Origin of the sequence: Actinoplanes sp. M2I2 (genome assembly GCF_023544445.1) — a bacterium.
Taxonomy (GTDB): Bacteria; Actinomycetota; Actinomycetes; order Mycobacteriales; family Micromonosporaceae; genus Actinoplanes.
Genome location: NZ_JALPVJ010000007.1, coordinates 337,516 through 355,064 on the forward strand (window position 1 = coordinate 337,516; position 17,549 = coordinate 355,064).

Genomic DNA, 17,549 nt, shown 5'->3' on the forward strand with positions numbered 1-17,549 from the left:
GCCCCAACCGATCAGCCGACGCCACCGCCGTCGGCGCGCAGCCCGATTACGCGACGGCCCATGCCGGTCTTCGATTACGGCAACGACCTCCGCCAGATCGCCTGACGGTGACCGACGAGAAGGGGACGGTCCGCGCCGGGCGGACCGTCCCCTCGCTCGTCAGGCGGCCGAGGTCTTCACCAACGTACGGATCTGGCGGAGCAGGACCGACAGGGCGGCCAGCTCGGCCGGGGTGTCGGCCACGTCGCCCATCGCGTTGGCGGCCCGGGCGATCGAGGCGGCGTTCACCCGTTCCCACTCCGAGACGCGTTCGTCGGCCGAGGCGTCCGACGGGGTCGACTGGAGCACCTCGCCGGTGAGGGCGGCCAGCGCGGCGTACAGGTCGTAGCGCAGCGCCATGCGGGCCAGCGTCTGCCAGCGGTCGCCGCGAGGCAGGCGGGAGATGTGCGACAGCAGCTGGTCGATGTGGAAGCGCTCCGAGAGGGCGAAGTAGACGTTCGCCACCTCGAGCGGGGACCGGCCGGTGAGCGCCCCGGTCTCCAGGATGTCGAGCAGCCCGAAGCCGTAGTTGCACCACGTCACCCGCTCGGCCAGCTCCATCGGCACGCCCTTGTCGACCAGGGTCGCGATGTGCTCGTCCATCGACCGCCGCTCCAGGCCCAGCAGCACCGACGGCAGCTGGGGCAGCAACGACTGCACGCCCGCGCGCAGCTTGCCGATCTCGCCGGCCACGTCGATCGGCGACCGGCGGGTGCTGACCAGCCAGCGCACCGCCCGGTCGAGCAGGCGCCGCGACTCCAGCAGGACCAGCGTCTGGGCGTCGGTCGGCACCTGGTTGTCGAGGGATTCGGCCGCGGCCCAGATGTCGGCCAGCCCGTAGGCCTCGCGGACCACGGTGAACGCCCGGATCACGTCGGCCGCCGACGCGCCGCTCTCCTCCATCGCCCGGTAGACGAAGGACGTGCCGCCGCGGTTGACCACCTCGTTGACCAGTGCGGTGGTGATGATCTCGCGGCGCAGCCGGTGGCCGGTCATGCGGCCCGCGTACCGTTCCCGCAGCGGGGTCGGGAAATAGCGGGACAGCACCTCGTTGGTCCAGGCCTCGTCCACGATCTCGTCGGCCAGCACCTCCCGCTCGAGACTGATCTTGGCGTACGCGAGCAGGACCGCGAACTCGGGAGCGGTGAGCCCGTCGCCCGCCTCGTAGCGGGCGGCCAGCTCGGCGTCGGTCGGCAGCGCCTCCAGCTCGCGGTTGAGCCGACCACTGTGCTCCAGCTCGTCGAGCATCCGCCGGTGCACCGGCAGCAGCGAGTGGGCCTGGGCCCGGGCACTGCCCAGCGCCGTGGCCTGCTCGTAGTTGTCGCGCAGGACGAGCGCGGCCACCTCGTCGGTCATCGTGGCGAGCAGCTCGTCGCGCTCGGGCCGGGTCATCTCGCCGTCGGCCACCGCGCCGCCGAGCAGGATCTTGATGTTGACCTCGTGATCGGAGCAGTCCACACCGGCCGAGTTGTCGATGAAGTCGGTGAACACGCGCCCGCCGGCCCGGGCGAACTCGATCCGCCCGCGCTGGGTGAGGCCCAGGTTGCCGCCCTCGCCGACCACCCGTACGCGAAGGTCCTGGCCGTTGACCCGGATCGCGTCGTTGGCCTTGTCGCCGACCTCGGCGTGGGTCTCGGTGGCCGCCTTCACATAGGTGCCGATGCCGCCGTTGAACAGCAGGTCGACCGGCGCGCCGAGGATCGCCCGCATCAGCTCCACCGGGCTGACGCTGGTCGCCTCGCCCAGGTCGAGCGCGGCGCGCACCTCGGGCGACACCGGGATCGATTTCGCCGTACGGGGATGGATCCCGCCGCCGGGGCTGATCAGCGACCGGTCGTAGTCGTCCCACGACGACCGCGGCAGCTCGAACAGCCGGCGGCGCTCGGCGTACGAGGTGGCCGCGTCCGGCGCCGGGTCGAGGAAGATGTGCCGGTGGTCGAACGCGGCCACCAGCCGGATGTGCTCGCTGAGCAGCATGCCGTTGCCGAACACGTCGCCGGACATGTCGCCCACCCCGACCACGGTGAACTCTTCCGACTGGGTGTCGACGCCCAGATCGCGGAAGTGCTTCTTGACCGACTCCCAGGCACCGCGCGCGGTGATGCCCATCTTCTTGTGGTCGTAGCCGGCCGAGCCGCCGCTGGCGAACGCGTCACCCAGCCAGAAGTCCTTGGCCACCGAGATCTCGTTGGCGATGTCGCTGAACGTCGCCGTGCCCTTGTCGGCCGCGACCACCAGGTAGGGGTCGTCGCCGTCGTGGCGCACGACGTCCGGCGGCGGCACGATCTTGCCGCCGAGGATGTTGTCGGTGACGTCCAGCAGCGCCGTGATGAAGCGCTTGTAGCACTCCACCGCCTCGTCACGGTCGCCCGGCTTCTGCTTGAGCACGAAGCCGCCCTTCGCGCCCACCGGCACGATCACCGCGTTCTTGACCTCCTGGGCCTTGACCAGACCCAGCACCTCGGTGCGGAAGTCCTCGCGCCGGTCGGACCAGCGCAGACCGCCGCGGGCCACCGCGCCGAACCGCAGGTGCACGCCCTCGAAACGAGGCGAGTACACGAAGATCTCGTATTTCGGCCTCGGCTGCGGCAGGTCGGGGATGGCCTGCGGGTCGAGCTTGAAGGCCACGTACGACTTGGGGCGCCCGTCCGCTCCGCGCTGGAAGAAGCTGGTGCGCAGGGTGGCCTGGATCAGCGTGAGGTAGGAGCGCAGGATCCTGTCCTGGTCGAGGCTCTCCACGTCGTCGAGCAGCGCGGTGATCCGCCCGACCAGGTCGGTCGCTGTCCGGGCGCGCTCGGCCTCACCGGCCTCGAGCCCCGGGGAGAAGCGGGTCTCGAACAGCCGGACGAGCAGGCGCGCGATCTCCGGATAGGCGATGAAGGTCGACTCGAGATAGCGCTGCGAGAACACCGAGCCGGCCTGACGCTGATATTTCGCGTACGCCCGGAGCACGACCACCTGACGCCAGGTGAGGCCGGCCCGCAGGACGAGCTCGTTGAACCCGTCCACCTCGGCCTCGCCCCGCCAGGCCGCCGCGAAGGCGTTCTCCACCTGCGGCCGCACCTCGGCCAGCTCATGGTGCGATTCCGGCGGTCGCAGCCCGAAGTCGTAAAGGTAGATCCGGCCGTCGCTGCGGCGGATCTCGTACGGCCGCTCGTCGACCACCTGCACGCCCAGCGAGTGCAGCACCGGCAGCACCGCCGAGAGCACCATCGGCTCGCCGTACCGGTAGACCTTGAACCGGACGTCGTGGTCGTCGGGCTCGCGCTCCCCGGTGCGCCCGAGCCGGCGCTTGCGGTAGAGGTGCATCTCGAGCTGCCCCTCCTCCTCGAGGAGCTCCAGCTTCGACAGGTCCTGCATGCCCTCGTACGGGGTGTGGCCGTCCTTGTAGCTCTCGGGGTAGGCCGTCGCGTACCGGGCGAACAGCTCGCGCGCTGTCTCCTCGCCCAGCTTGCGCTCGAGCACGAGCGAGAAGTCGTCGTCCCACATGCGGGTGGCGTCGGCCAGCATCTCGGCCAGCGCGTTGGGATCGACCTGGCCCGGCGGGTCGGCCGGGTCGGTGCGCACGATGAAGTGCACCCGCGCCAGCATCCGCTCGGTCACCCGGGTCGTGTAGTCGACGCCGACCCCGTTCAGCTCGCGCAGCAGGATCTCCTGCATGCGCAGCCGGTTGCCGGTCGTGAACCGGTCGCGCGGCAGGTAGATCAGGCACGAGATGAACCGGCCGTAGCCGTCGCGGCGCAGGAACAGCCGCAGCTGCCGGCGACCGGCCATCCGCAGGACACCGATCACCGCCTCGTACAGGTCATCGGTCTTGATCTGGAACAGCTCGTCGCGCGGGTACGTCTCGAGGATCTGCAACAGGTCCTTGCCGGAGTGGCCGCGCGGCGACAGCCCGGAACGGTCGAGCACCTCACGGACCTTGCGCTTGACCACCGGCAGCTCGCGCACGCTGGTGCGGTAGGCCGACGAGCTGAACAGGCCCAGGAACCGGCGCTCGCCGATCACCTCGCCCGCGTCGTCGAAGACCTTGACGCCGATGTAGTCGAGATAGGCCGAGCGGTGCACGGTGGCCCGCGAGTTGGCCTTGGTGATCACCAGCAGGCGCTTCTCGAGGGCGCGCCGGAACGCCTCGTCGGTCATCGTGGACAGCTTGCGCGGGGTGCTGTCGCCGCGCAGGATGCCCAGACCCGTCCCGGGAACACCGGTCAGCACGTCGCCGTCCAGGCGGTACTCCCGATAGCCGAGGAACGTGAAGTGGTCGTGCGCGAGCCACTTGAGCAGCTCGATCGAGTCGGTGACGTCCTTGTCGGGCACCGGCAGCCGGCGCTCGGAGCCGCGGTGCGCGGCCAGTTCGTCGGCGATCACCAGCGCGCGCTGCCGCATGCGGTGCCAGTCCTCGACCGCGTCCCGCACATCGGTCAGCACCCGGCGCACCTCGTTGAGCAGCTGCTCGCGGGCGTCGCCGTTGCGGATCGGGTCGATCTCGATGCGGATCCAGCTCTCCACCAGATCGCCGTCGATCGCGTCGTCGGGCTCGACGTCGGCGGCGAGCTCGGCCAGCGCGCCCAGCGGCTCGCGGCGCACCACGATCAGCGGGTGCACCAGCAGGTGGACCTGCTGCTGATGGGCGGCGAGCAGGGCGATCACCGAGTCGACCAGGAACGGCATGTCGTCGGTGACGATCTGCAGGATGGTGTGGCACTCCGACCCGGTCGGCGGAGTGATCGCGAGCTTCAGCTCTCCCGGCAGGCGCGTCGCGGCCAGCTCACGGTGACCGATCGCGGCGTCGTACATCTCCTGCGGGGTGAGACCGACCAGCTCCTCGTCCGGCGCGAACCGCCAGAAACGCCCGACCAGCGAGGCGGTGGAGTGGTCGTCACCGGCCACCTCCACGGCCTGGGCGACCAGCCGCTCCCCGTTCGGGAGCGTCTCGTCTAGCTCGCCCTCCTCGGCGCTGGCGCCGAGACGGCCGGTCAGGGCCAGGCCCGGTCCGGCTATGAGGTCGTGGTCGGCATCGGATTCGGTCGCTGCCTCATCGGCGACAGCCATGGCTCAGGCGCTCCCCTCACCCACGACATTGTGGGTTCGAACGTGTCGAGGACAGACTAGAACCCCGCGGGGGGCCAGGACAGGCGCGGTACCGACGGCCGGCCCCGGACGGTCGTTCGACCTGAATCGCGAGCCCGGGTCGGCGGAACGGGCATTCGTTCACTACCGTCACCTAGGTTCCGCCCGTTACCCGGCGAAAGAGGTTCCCATGCACCGCGGTCCGTACCGGTCCGTGCGCCGCGCGACGGCCGCAGCCGCCGCGTTGGCCCTGATGACAGGCGTTCTGGCGGGATGTTCGGGGGACGGCCCCGACGGCACGCTCGACGACTTCCTGGCCGGGTGGCGCGGGGGCGACCTGAGCAAGGTCGGATTCGTCGGCGCCGATGGTGGCAAGATCGCCGCCCCCGACGTGCTCACCCAGATCAAGACCGTCTCGGGCGACCTGGCCAAACAGCCGCTCACTGTCACCGCCGAGGGTGAGCCCAAGACCACCGGCGACGACGCGACCAGCACCGTCAAGCTCGACTGGACGCTGCCCGGCGACGTCAAATGGTCGAATCAGAGCACCGTGCGGCTGACCAAGCGGAACGCCGACGGATGGCGGGTCATCTGGGAGCCGACGGTCCTGCACAGCGACCTCGAGAGTGGCGACAAGCTGGGCGTACGCCGGCTGTCCGGAGACCGGGCGAGCATCCTCGACGCCGCCGGGAAGCCGATCGTCACGCCGCGCACCGTGATCACCATCGGCGTCGAGCCGCAGCGGGTCACCGACCTGGCCAAGCTGCGCGCCGGCCTGGCCGCCGAGTTCAAGAAGATCGGCGTCACGGTCGACACGGCCGACCTGGCCGACCGGCTCAAGAACGCCGACCCCACCGACTTCGTCGACCTGATCACGCTGCGCGAGCCTGACTACAACAAGATCCGTACGGGCCTCCGCGCGCTCGAAGGCACCGTCTTCGACAAGCAGGAGCGTCCGCTCGCGCCCACCCGCGTCTTCGCCCGGGCGCTGCTCGGCACGGTCGACGAGGCGACGGCCGAGGACATCGAGAAGAGCCCGCAGACCCTCACCCAGGGCGACACCGTCGGGCACGGCGGCCTCCAGCAGAAGTACGACGCCGCGCTGCGCGGCACGCCCGGCGTCTCGGTCGTCGTCGCCACCGGCACCGAAACGGGCACCACCGAGACCGACGGCGCGCCGGCCCGCGAGCTCTTCAAGACCGCCCCGGTTGCCGGCAAACCGGTCAAGACCACTCTCGACGTGCCGACCCAGCTCGCGGCCGACCAGGCCCTGGCCGGTGAGAAGCAGCCCACCTCGCTGGTCGCCGTCAAGGTCAGCGACTCGTCGGTGCTGGCCGTGGCCAACGGGCCCGACGGCGCCACGGTCAACACCGCCCTCACCGGCAAGGTCGCGCCCGGCTCGACGTTCAAGGCGGTCTCGGCGTACGGGATCCTGCAGAAGAAGGTGGCGACCCCGGACACCCCGGTGGCCTGCCCCAAGACGGCCACGGTGGCCGGCCGGCAGTTCAAGAACAGCCACGACGAGGCACTCGGGACGGTGCCGTTCCACATCGACTTCGCCAAGTCGTGCAACACCGCGTTCGTCGGGCTGTCGGGCAAGCTCGGCGCCGACGGCCTGCGAGCGGCCACCGAGGCCGTCGGCCTGGGCGGTAAGTGGGATCTGGGCGTCGAGGCGTTCAGCGGCAAGCTGTCGCCCGCCGACACCCCGACCGAGCTCGCCGCGGCGACGTTCGGCCAGGGCGCCACCGCCGTCAGCCCGCTCGCCATGGCCAGCGCGACCGCCGCCCTCGCCCGCGGCCAGTTCAAGCAGCCCCGTCTGGTGGCCGACCCCGCGCCCGCGGCGCCGGCCGCCGACGGCGCCAAGCTCGACCCGGCCGCCGTGACCGCCCTGCGCAAGATGATGCGCGAGGTGGTCACCGCGGGCACGGCCACGGCGCTGAACGACGTCCCCGGCGGCGCCGTCCACGGCAAGACCGGAACGGCGGAGTTCAGCGAGGCCACCGAGGACACCCACTCCTGGTTCATCGGCTACCAGGGCGACGTGGCCTTCGCGGTCATGGTGCAGAAGGGCGGCGCGGGCTCGGAGGCCGCGGTCCCCGTGGTCGAACGCTTCCTGCGCAACCTGGCCAAGGGCTGACCGGCCCTCAGGCGATGTCGGCCGGCTCCCCGGAGCCGAGCTCGAAGGCCGGGCGCTGCACGGGCAACGAGAAGCTCTCCCGCTCCTCGGCCGACCGGGGACGCAACATCCCCGGCCGGGTGGCGGGCAGGGGCTCGGAGTCGAGCAGCGGCGCCTGGCCGAGCGGGCGCGGCACGCGCCGGCCGAGGTCGTGGTCGTCCGGGTCGGACCCGGCCGGCTCGTCGGCCCAGTCGTCGGTCGCCTCGTCGCCCTCGGCCTCTTCGTCCGTCCCCCGGAATTGCCCGTTCTCGTCGGCCTGCGGGGAGCCGGCATCGAACCAAGCGGCATCGTCGTCGGCCGGCCCGGGATCCGGGTCGGCACGGGGGAAGCCGGCATCCTGAGCGGGGACCTCGTCCCCCTCCTCGACGCCGAGGAGCGTGGTGGCGGGGATCGCGACCTCGTCGGGTGCCCCGGGCAGACCGTCCGACATGCCGGCGGCGGCCAGCGAGACGCTGTCGTCCGCGGCCGCGGCACGTCGATGTTGCCGCTCCCTCTCCTCGGCGAAGCGCTCCTCGTCGAGCGCCGCGCCGTCGGAGGCTGAGCCCTCTGCGCCGTCGGAAACGGAGCCCTCTGCGCCGCCGGAAATGGAGCTCAGGCCACCCACAAGCCGGTCGCGGTTCAAGCCGCCCGCAAGCCGGTCCCGGTTCAGACCTCCCACAAGCCCGTCGCGGTTCAGACCGCCGGCCAGCCGGTCCCGGTTCAGACCGCCCGCCTCCTCGGACCCGTCCCCGCCGTTGCCCGGCGAACCGGACCGGTTCAGACCGGCCGCTCGTTGCGGCCGTTGAAAGCCGGCGGTGAGATCCAGACCGTTCAGGCGGTCCGCGAGCCGGGGACGACGGAGACCGCCGACGGCCTCAGCGCGTTCGGGACGCCCGGCCGGCTCGGCACGAGCATCGTCGACAGGCTCGGCACGGGGCTCGTCGACAGACTCGGCTCGGCCGTCATCGACCGACGCGGCCAGCGGGTTGTCGACGAAAGCGGCTCGGGAGTCATCCAGAGGTTCGGCTCGGGGGTCGTCAGCAGGCTCTGCCCGGTCGGCGTCGGCGGCTGCGTGATCGAAGTCGTCGGGAACGGACGGACCGCCGTCGACCGAGCCGGCATCGTCGTGCCCCGCGTCGGCGGCGACGTGATCGAAGTCGTGGTCGAGGTCGGCCGCCGGCTCGGCGGGAGCGTCGGCGGGCTCGGCCCGGGGCGCCGGAACGAGCGACGGCGCACCCTCGGGCCGGTTGAGGTCGGCCCGGGCGGCGATCAGGTCGGGGCGCGCGGACACCGTGTGGGCCGCGGCCAGGCCGGCCGTCACGGCGTTGACGATCTCGGCCGCGTACGAGCCGTCGGAGTCGTAGTCGGGGTCGAAGACCGTGATCTCGACGCCCAGGCAGTGCGGGGACTCGACCAGCCCGGCCAGCAGCAGCTCGAGCTCGGGGAAGGCGATGCCCCCGGGTGACGGCGCGTCGACCGCCGGCATCACGGCCGGGTCGAGGACGTCCACGTCGACGTGCACCCAGTAGCCGGCGCAGTCGACCAGCTGGTCGCGGGCCCACTGCGCGCTGCGGGCCGCGCCCTCGGCGCGCAGGGCCGGCACCGGGCGGGTGACGATGCCCGCGGCCTGCAGGTCGAGGCGGTACTCGTCCTGGGCGCGGATGCCCATGACCACGACGTCGATGTCGCGGAAGTACGGGCGGCGGCCCTCGATCGCGGCCAGGTCGGCCTGGCCCCGGCCGGTCACCAGGGCCAGATCCTCCCCGGCGGCCGCGCCCACATAGGAGGCGTTGCCGGGGTGCCGGAAGTCGGAGTGGCCGTCGACGAAGACCAGGCCGATGCGCCCGCCCACCGCCTCGCCCAGCCTGTTCATGGCCAGGCCGGAGCCCAGCACGATCGAGCAGTCGCCGCCGAGCACGACCGGGAACTCGCCGGCGTCGAGGATCGCGCCGATCCGGTCGGCCAGCGCGCGCGAGTAGGCCGCGATCTGGGGGGCCATGGCCACGCCGTCGCCCGGCCGCCAGTCCCCGGCGTCGTAGCGGGGCGGGGTCAGGCAGCCGGCGTCGCGGGCGTCGAGCTTGGCGATCAGGCCATGGTCGCGGAGGGCCCCGGGCGCCTTGGCGCACCCCGGCACCGATGTCACGGTCGGCGGCCGCAGACCGAGATTGGACGGTGCGTCGAGGACGGCTATGCGGCGCACGGGGCGGCTCCCTGCCTAGAAGAGGGCGCTGGCCAGGGCGCGTCGGGCTCCGGCCACCGCGGGATCGTCGGGGCCGGCCACGCTGAACAGCGAGAGCAGGTGCTTGCGGACGGCCTCACGCTCGTCGCCCGCGGTCCGCTTGACCAGGGCGACCAGGCGCGCGTAGGCCTTGTCGGCTTCGCCGCTGAGCACCTCGACGTCGGCGGCGAGCCGCTGGGCGTCGATGTCGTCGGGCGAGGCGTCGGCCTTGGCCACGGCGGTGGTCGGGTCGGCGCCGGAGATGCGGCGGTAGAGCTCGACCTGAGCCAGGCCGGACTCGGCGGCCGCGTCGGCCGGGTGCTCGGCCAGGATCTTGCGGTACGCCGCCTCGGCCTCGTCGAGGTCGCCGACCATCAGCGCGTCGTCGGCCGCGTCGAGGCGCGGGTCCTCCGGGGCCTCGACCGCCACGCCGCCGGCCTTGAGCACCGCGTCGACGTACTGCTTCACCTGGGACTCCGGCAGCACGCCGGTGAAGCCCTCGACCAGCTGGCCGTTGACCACGGCGACGACCATCGGGATGCCCTGCACGCGCAGCGCCTGAGCGAGACGCGGGTTGGCGTCCACATCGACCTTGCCGAGCACCCACGAGCCGCCGCCGGCCTGGGCCAGCCGCTCGAGGATGGGCGACAGCTGCTTGCAGGGCTCGCACCAGTCGGCCCAGAAGTCGAGGATGACCGGGGTGCTCAGCGAACGCTCGAGCACGGTCGTCTGGAAGTTGGCCTCGGTGACGTCGATGATCGTCTCGGGGCCGACGCCGCCGGGAAGGCCGCCCGGGATGGTGGCCGACGGGCTGTCGTCGGCGGTGCGCGAGGCGCCCTCGGCGGGCGCGGGAGTCTTCGCCGGGGACGGGGCCGGGGCGCGCAGCGCGCTGAGATCGACCGCGCCGCGGGTGAAGATCGACGGAGTGGTCCGTGGGTCGCTCATGGTTACCTAGTCTCGCACGCTGACGAGGCGCTCCGCCGCGCCGCGGGGCAGCTGATATCGGACGTCACAGGAGCGCGTTGCGCTGATCCTCGACGGCGGCGCGCGGTTGCGCAAGGGCCCGCCGCCGCCCGGCGGAAAAGGGTCCCGTTCGTCCGGTTAGTTCCTAGAACCGGGCAGGCTCGCGGTAGATCCCCCACTCGGCCTTGAGTGCGTCGCAGATCTCCCCCAGCGTCGCCTCGGCGCGCGCGGCGTCGAGCATGGCGGGAATCATGTTCTCGCCGGAGCGGGCAGTGCCGATCATGCGGTCGAGGGCGGCCTTGACCCGGGCCGGGTCACGGTCGGCTCGCCGCTCGCCGAGAACCCGCCGCTGCTCGGTCTCGACCTCGTGCGACACCCGCATGATCTCGAGCTCCTTGGCCACCGTGCCGGTGTGGGCGTTGACCCCGACGGTCCGCTTCTCACCCTTCTCGACCGCCTGCTGGTAGACGAAGGCGGCCTCGGCGATGTTCGCCGTGAACCAGCCGTCCTCGATGCCGCGCAGGATGCCCGCGGTGATGGTGCCGTCCTCGCCCAGCTCGCGGATGCGGGTGAAGATCTCCTCCGCCTCGGCCTCGATGCGGTCGGTGAGCTCCTCCAGATACCACGACCCGCCGAGCGGGTCGGCCACGTTGACCACCCCGGTCTCCTCCATCAGCACCTGCTGGGTCCGCAGGGCGATCTCGGCCGACTCGTCGGTGGGCAGGGCCAGCGTCTCGTCGAGGGCGTTGGTGTGCAGCGAGTTGGTGCCGCCCAGCACGGCGGCGAGCGCCTCCACCGCCGTACGGACGACGTTGTTGACCGGCTGCTGAGCGGTGAGCGAGACGCCGGCCGTCTGGGTGTGGAACTTCAGCCACAGCGCCTTCTCACTGGTGGCGCCGTAGTCGTCGCGCAGGTGCCGGGCCCAGATGCGGCGGGCGGCCCGGAACTTGGCGATCTCCTCGAAGAAGTCGATGTGCGCGTCGAAGAAGAAGCTCAGCCCGGGCGCGAACTGGTCGACGTCCAGACCGCGGCTCAGCCCGAGCTCGACGTAGCCGAAACCGTCGGCCAGTGTGTACGCCAGCTCCTGCGCGGCGGTCGAGCCGGCCTCACGGATGTGGTAACCGCTGACCGACAGGGGCTTGTAGCGCGGGATCTCGCGCGCGCAGTACTCCATCAGGTCGCCGATCAGGCGCAGGTGCGGCTCGGGCTGGAAGAGCCACTCCTTCTGCGCGATGTACTCCTTGAAGATGTCGGTCTGCAGCGTGCCGTCGAGCCGGTGCAGGTCGGCGCCCTGCCGTTCGGCCGCCACCAGGTACATGCAGAAGATCGGCACGGCCGGGCCCGAGATGGTCATGCTCGTCGTGGTCTTCTCGAGATCGATGCCGTCGAAGAGCACGTCCATGTCGGCGGCCGAGTCGATCGCGACGCCGCAGTGCCCGACCTCGCCGATCGACTGGGGATCGTCGGAGTCGCGGCCCATCAGAGTCGGCATGTCGAACGCGACGCTCAGCCCGCCACCGCCGGCGGCGAGGATCATCTTGTAGCGCTCGTTGGTCTGCCGAGCGTTGCCGAAGCCCGCGAACTGCCGGATGGTCCAGGTCCGTCCGCGATAGCCGGTCGGATAGAGACCCCTGGTGTACGGGAACTCGCCCGGCCAGCCGATCCGGTCGAAGCCCGGGTAGCCCGCTCCCGCCGGCGGCCCGTAGACGGGCTCGACCGTCGCACCGGAGAGGGTCGTGAAGTCGGCGTCCCGCTTGCGCGCGGCGTCGTAACGCCGCTGCCAGCGCTCCCGCCCGGCGGCGATGTCGGCTGCGTCCATGACCGACATCCTAGAGGCATTCCCTGAACGATCGCTAAGGTCAATCGTGCCGGGTCTGGCCGAAGTTCTCGAGCGTGGCCTGGATCAGCCGGGCGTCCCAGGTCAGCGTGCCGGAGTCCAGATCGGCCACCACCCCGCGCAGCCAGGCGGCCTCGGCGCCGCTTCATGGTCGCCGAGCCCTCGTCGGTGATCTCGTAGACCGTGCGCTCCGGCCGCCGGGCCTCGCGCGCGGTGCCCGCCCGGCGGGTGCGGCCGGGCGAGTTCACCCCGGAGGCGTGGCGGTCGTCCCTCCTCGAACTGCTCGGCGACGCGGCCCATGCGGTCGCGCCCAGCTGACAGCTTCTTGAGGGTTTTTCGGTCACTTTCCGTAGGCATTCGGCCGACGGCCGTTCCGGCAGCCCCGATCCCTCCGTTCACCCGGTCGGCAACCGCTCGGCAACGCTCTAAGCTGGGAACACGTCATCGTCACGAGAGGAGGGGCGACATGGTCAACCCCATCACGTTTCCCCGGGAGACCGGCACTACGGCCACCTACCTTCACCCTCTGTTGCAGTCGACGGTGCTGCAGTCGACGGCCCTGGCGGCCGCGGTGAAGCCGTCGGAGGCTGCCCCGGCCGTCATGCAGGTGCGGGAGCCGGCCGTGCCCGCGGTGGCCGCCGTCCAGCCCACCGCCGCGTACGCCGACAGTCTCGCGCGGGACGCCGCCACGGCGGTGCGGACGGCGACGATGACCGTCAAGACCACGCGCGGCAACGAGAAGCCGGCCCAGGCCGACCCGTTCGCCGACCTGGCCCGCCAGGCCGTGCTCGACCGCACCTCGTCGCAGGTCGGCGTGCTGCTGACCCGGGCCGCGGCCGAGCGCCGGGTCGCGGTGACCTCGGGTCTGCCGGCCGCGCGGCTGGCGCAGATCGACACGACCACGTCGCGGCTCTACCACGCTCTCGACGTCCTCGTCTGAGGCCGGGTCAGAGCCCCTTGATCAGTTCGTCGGCGGCCGCGTAGGGGTCGATCTCCCCCTGCGCGACCGCGGCGGCGAGCGTGGTCAGCGCGGCGCCCTCGCGCAGGTCACCGATGCGCGCGCGCAACGTGCCCAGGGCGATCGCCTCGACCTCCACGGCGGCCCGGCGCTCCCGGCGGGTGCGCAGGTGGCCGGTCGTCTCGAGCCAGTCGCGGTGCTTGCCGATCGCGGCCACCACGTCGTCGATGCCCTCGCCGCGCACCGCCGTCGCCCGGACGACCTGGGGCCGCCAGTCGCCCGGCGCGCGCTCACCGAGGCCGAGCATGCCCTGGATGTCGCGGTAGGTGGCGTCGGCCCCGGGCCGGTCGGCCTTGTTGATCACGAACACGTCGGCCACCTCGAGCACGCCCGCCTTGACCGCCTGGATGGCGTCGCCCATGCCCGGCGCGAGCAGCACCAGCGTGGTGTCGGCGAGCGACGCGATCTCGACCTCGGCCTGGCCCACCCCGACCGTCTCGACGACGACCACATCGCAGCCGGCGCCCTCGAGCACCCGGACGGCCTGCGGGGTCGCGGCGGAGAGGCCGCCCAGCTGGCCCCGGCTCGACATCGAGCGGATGTAGACGCCCGGGTCGGTGGTGTGGTCCTGCATGCGGATGCGGTCGCCGAGGATCGCCCCACCGGTGAACGGGCTGGACGGGTCGACGGCGAGCACCCCGACCCGCTTGCCGGCCGCCCGCAGCGCCCGGACGAGCTCGTTGGTGGTGGTCGACTTGCCCACGCCGGGCGAGCCGGTGAGACCAACGACCTGAGCCGAACCCGCGTACGGGGCGAGCGCGGCGGCCACCTCGGGCAGCGCCGGGTCGCCGTTCTCGACCAGGGTGATCAGCCGGGCGACCGAGCGCGCGTCCCCGTCCCGCGCCTTGCCGACCAGCGCGCCGACGTCGTACCTCGGGCTCACGCCGGGGCAGCCTTGATGATCAGCGCGTCGCCCTGACCGCCACCGCCGCAGAGGCCGGCGGCGCCGTAGACCCCGCCGCGACGCTGCAGCTCGAGCGCCAGCGTCAGCACCAGCCGCGCCCCCGACATGCCGATCGGGTGGCCCAGCGCGATCGCCCCGCCGTTGACGTTGACGATCTCCTCGTCGACCTTGAGCTCGCGCATCGACTGGATCACGACCTGGGCGAACGCCTCGTTCATCTCGATCAGGTCGAGGTCGTCGACGGTCAGCTCGGTCTTGCCCAGCGCGTGCTTGATCGCGTTGGCCGGCTGCGACTGCAGCGAGTTGTCCGGACCGGCGACGTTGCCGTGCGCGACGATCTCGGCCAGCCAGCGCAGCCCGAGCGACTCGGCCCGCTCCTTGCTCATGACCACGACCGCCGCCGCGCCGTCCGAGATCGGCGACGAGCTGCCCGCGGTGATCGTGCCGCCCGGGGTGAACGCCGGACGCAGCTTGGACAGCGACTCGGCCGTCGCGTCGGGGCGGACGCCCTCGTCGGTGTCGACGACCGTGTCGTCGGCCCGCTGGCCCGCCTTGACCGGGACGATCTCCTCGGCGAAGCGGCCCTCGCGCTGCGCGGCCGCGGCGCGCCGGTGGCTGAGCGCGGCGAACGCGTCCTGCTCGGCCCGCGTGATGCCGAGCCGGACGCCGCTGCGCTCGGTCGACTCGCCCATCGAGGTGCCGTCCCACGGGTCGATCAGGCCGTCGTACGCCGTGTGGTCGCGCACCAGCACGTCGCCGAACTTGACCCCCTGGCGCTGGGTCAACAGCAGGTGGGGCGCGCTGGTCATCGACTCCATGCCGCCGGCCACGACGATGTCGAACTCACCGGCCCGGATCAGCTGGTCGGCCAGCGCGATGGCGTCCAGGCCGGACAGGCACACCTTGTTGACCGTGAGGGCCGGGGTGGTCATCGGGATGCCGGCCGCGACCGCGGCCTGCCGGGCGGTGATCTGCCCGCCGCCGGCCTGGAGCACCTGACCCATGATCACGTACTGCACCTGGTCGGGGCGGACGCCGCCGCGCTGCAGGGCGGCCTCGATCGCGTAGCCGCCGAGCGTCGTGGCCGGCAGGTTCTTGAGGTTGCCGAGCAAGCGGCCCATGGGGGTGCGGGCGCCGCTCACGATCACCGAGCTGACCACGGTCTTCGCTTCCGATCTGCCGGGGCGGGCGAGGGACGTCGGGGGGACCCCTCGATGGCCTTAACGGCCGTTTAGGCAAGACTAATAGGATGAGCGAGCTTCCACCTAGTGCCCGTGTCCCCGAGAATCTCACATCCGGCGAGGTCGGCCTGCTGCGCGTCGACCACGTCGGCATCGCCGTGCCCGACCTGGACGCCGCGCTGCGCTTCTACGCCGACGTCTTCGGTCTGCGCTGTGTGCACGAGGAGACGAACGAGGAGCAGGGCGTCCGGGAGGCGATGCTGGAGGTGGGTGACGGCGACGGCCCGCGCCTGCAACTGCTGGCCCCGGCCCGGCCCGACTCGGCGATCGCCAAGTTCCTCGATCGCAGCGGCCCCGGCCTGCAGCAACTGGCCTACACCGTGGCCGACGTCGAGGCCGCCTCGGCCGCCCTGCGCGCCCACGGGCTGCGCCTGCTCTACGACTCCCCGCGCCGGGGCACCGCCGGGTCGCGGATCAACTTCGTGCACCCCAAGGACGCCGGCGGCGTCCTGGTGGAACTGGTGGAGCCGGCGGCGGACTGACCCTTTGTACCCCTTGAGGATGAATCATCCTGACGCGGCGGCGACCGGCTGGCAGGATCACGAGGCGGAACGGCCGGCGCTCCCGGCCGGTGCGCGACGATCAGCTGCCGTACCCCGGATACAGCAGGTGACGACGGGCCGAACCTGGGCCGCCGCCCGGGTGACGTGCTCCGGCCGAACGGTGGACCTGAACGATCCCGGGCCTGCTCAAAGCTGATCTACGTGTCCTTTCCGATGCCCGTCCGGTCTTGCGTGGCTCGTGCGTCTTCGCCAGGATGGCCCAATGCCCCAGCAGCAGGATCAGAATTTGGCGTTCTTCGACACCGCGAACTCCCAGCACGATTTCACCGTTGTGCTCCGCGGGTACGACCGCGGGCAGGTGGACGCCCACCTCGGCCGCCTGGTCGCCGCGCTCAACCAGTCCGAGCAGGCCCGTGGCGAGGCCGAGCAGCGGATGAACGACGCGCAACGCCGGCTGCGCCAGGCCGAGCAGCGGCTCAACGCGGTGGAGCAGAAACTCGCCGACAGCAACAAGCTGCTCGAGGAGAACAATCGGCCGACGCTCTCCGGGCTGGGCACCCGGGTCGAGCAGATCCTGCGGCTGGCCGAGGAACAGGCGAACGATCACCGGAGCGAGGCGAAGCGAGAGTCCGAGGGCATCCTCTCCGCCGCCCGCCTCGAGGCTCGCGAGATCACCGACAAGGCGCGCGCCGAGGCCGCCGCGATGAAGGCCACCGCCGAGCGCGAGGCCGGCCAGGTGCGCACCCACGCCGAGCGTGAGGCGGCCGAGGCCCGGGTGCAGGCCCGCCGCGAGGCCGACACGCTGCGCTCCGACGCCGACCGTGAGACCAAGCAGCTGCGGACGGTCACCGCGCACGAGGTCGCCGAGCTCAAGTCGACGGTCGAGCGCGAGGTGGCGTCGCTGCGCGCGACCGCCGAGCGCGAGATCACCCAGCAGCGGGCCAAGGCCTCCCGCGAGGCCGAGGAGAAGCGCGCCGAGGCCACCAAGCTGCTGACCGACGCCCGCGACAAGCGCGACAAGGACCTGCAGGCGCTCGCGCTCGAGATCGCCGAGCGCCGCGAGAAGGCCGAGCGCGAGGAGTCGCAGCGGCACGCCGCCCAGGTCAACGCCACGCAGAAGATGGTGGCCGAGGCCGAGGAGCGCGCCCGCGCCGCCGAGGACCGCTCCAAGGAGATCTCCCAGCGCGCCGAGCAGCGCCGCGTCGAGTCCGAGCGCAACGCCGCCGAGACCACCGACAAGGCCCGCGCCCTGGCCGAGAAGACGGTCGGCGACGCCCGGGCCGAGGCCCAGCGCCTGCTCACCGAGGCCCGTTCCGAGGCCCAGCACACGACCCAGGCGGCCAAGCGCGAGGTCGACGACCTCACCCGGCAGAAGGACGCGGTCACCAACCAGCTCGGTCAGATGCTCTCCGGCCTCTCCGGCCTCGTTCCGGGTGTCGGCGCGGCCAAGGCCGCGGCCGAGACGGCGGCCAAGCCGGCCGAGACGCCCGCTCCGCGCGGTCCCGAGGCCCCCAAGCCCGACACCGACAAGCCGGTGGCGGCCAAGACGAATTCCTGATCCGCCGACCGGCGCGGCAGCGGTGGCGACCTTCTGGTGGGTA

The 17,549-nt window shown here is 72.1% G+C and carries 10 protein-coding genes and 1 pseudogene; 5 read left to right on the forward strand and 6 right to left on the reverse strand.

Annotated features, from left to right (window positions below; translation table 11 throughout):
- Positions 1–159: 159 nt before the first annotated feature.
- The gene (locus HJC40_RS16055; protein ID WP_250001881.1) at positions 160–5,091 is read right to left on the reverse strand and encodes an NAD-glutamate dehydrogenase; all 4,932 of its coding nucleotides are present in this window, start codon (positions 5,089–5,091) and stop codon (positions 160–162) included.
- Positions 5,092–5,299: 208 nt separating this feature from the next.
- Between HJC40_RS16055 and HJC40_RS16060 the strand changes: the two genes are divergently transcribed.
- Positions 5,300–7,246 (forward strand): penicillin-binding transpeptidase domain-containing protein, encoded by a 1,947-nt coding sequence (locus HJC40_RS16060; RefSeq protein WP_250001882.1) that lies wholly within the window; start codon positions 5,300–5,302, stop codon positions 7,244–7,246.
- Between the two features lie 1,324 nt (positions 7,247–8,570).
- On the opposite strand, the pseudogene HJC40_RS16065 reads toward HJC40_RS16060, so the two are convergent.
- The 3 genes and pseudogenes from HJC40_RS16065 to HJC40_RS16075 form a co-directional block, all read right to left on the reverse strand.
- Positions 8,571–9,464: pseudogene (locus HJC40_RS16065) on the reverse strand (arginase family protein); the annotation flags it as partial.
- Between the two features lie 15 nt (positions 9,465–9,479).
- Positions 9,480–10,427, reverse strand: a complete 948-nt coding sequence (locus tag HJC40_RS16070; protein ID WP_250001883.1) for a tetratricopeptide repeat protein — start codon at positions 10,425–10,427, stop codon at positions 9,480–9,482.
- A 163-nt stretch (positions 10,428–10,590) separates the two neighbouring features.
- Entirely contained in the window at positions 10,591–12,264 is a 1,674-nt protein-coding gene (locus tag HJC40_RS16075; protein WP_250001884.1) for a methylmalonyl-CoA mutase, read from the reverse strand.
- A gap of 201 nt (positions 12,265–12,465) precedes the next feature.
- On the opposite strand from HJC40_RS16075, the gene HJC40_RS45275 reads away from it, so the two are divergent.
- Positions 12,466–12,600 (forward strand): hypothetical protein, encoded by a 135-nt coding sequence (locus tag HJC40_RS45275; RefSeq protein WP_284043199.1) that lies wholly within the window; start codon positions 12,466–12,468, stop codon positions 12,598–12,600.
- A gap of 148 nt (positions 12,601–12,748) precedes the next feature.
- Positions 12,749–13,222 carry a hypothetical protein gene (locus tag HJC40_RS16080; RefSeq protein WP_250001885.1) on the forward strand — a complete coding sequence of 158 codons (474 nt, stop codon included), beginning with the start codon at positions 12,749–12,751 and terminating at the stop codon, positions 13,220–13,222.
- Between the two features lie 7 nt (positions 13,223–13,229).
- On the opposite strand, the gene meaB is transcribed toward HJC40_RS16080, so the two are convergent.
- Together meaB and HJC40_RS16090 are read right to left on the reverse strand one after the other, a co-directional pair.
- Positions 13,230–14,183: a methylmalonyl Co-A mutase-associated GTPase MeaB gene (meaB, locus tag HJC40_RS16085; protein WP_250001886.1), complete on the reverse strand. Its 954-nt coding sequence runs from the start codon at positions 14,181–14,183 to the stop codon at positions 13,230–13,232.
- Positions 14,180–15,364, reverse strand: a complete 1,185-nt coding sequence (locus HJC40_RS16090; protein WP_308200904.1) for an acetyl-CoA C-acetyltransferase — start codon at positions 15,362–15,364, stop codon at positions 14,180–14,182. The genes meaB and HJC40_RS16090 overlap by 4 nt, the downstream gene beginning before the upstream one ends.
- Before the next feature lie 89 nt (positions 15,365–15,453).
- On the opposite strand from HJC40_RS16090, the gene mce reads away from it, so the two are divergent.
- Both mce and HJC40_RS16100 read left to right on the forward strand, forming a co-directional pair.
- Positions 15,454–15,927, forward strand: coding sequence for a methylmalonyl-CoA epimerase (gene mce / locus HJC40_RS16095; protein WP_250001887.1), 474 nt, complete (start codon positions 15,454–15,456; stop codon positions 15,925–15,927).
- 283 nt (positions 15,928–16,210) lie between these two features.
- On the forward strand, positions 16,211–17,506 hold the full coding sequence (locus HJC40_RS16100; RefSeq protein WP_250001888.1) for a DivIVA domain-containing protein: 1,296 nt from the start codon (positions 16,211–16,213) through the stop codon (positions 17,504–17,506).
- Positions 17,507–17,549: the final 43 nt, after the last annotated feature.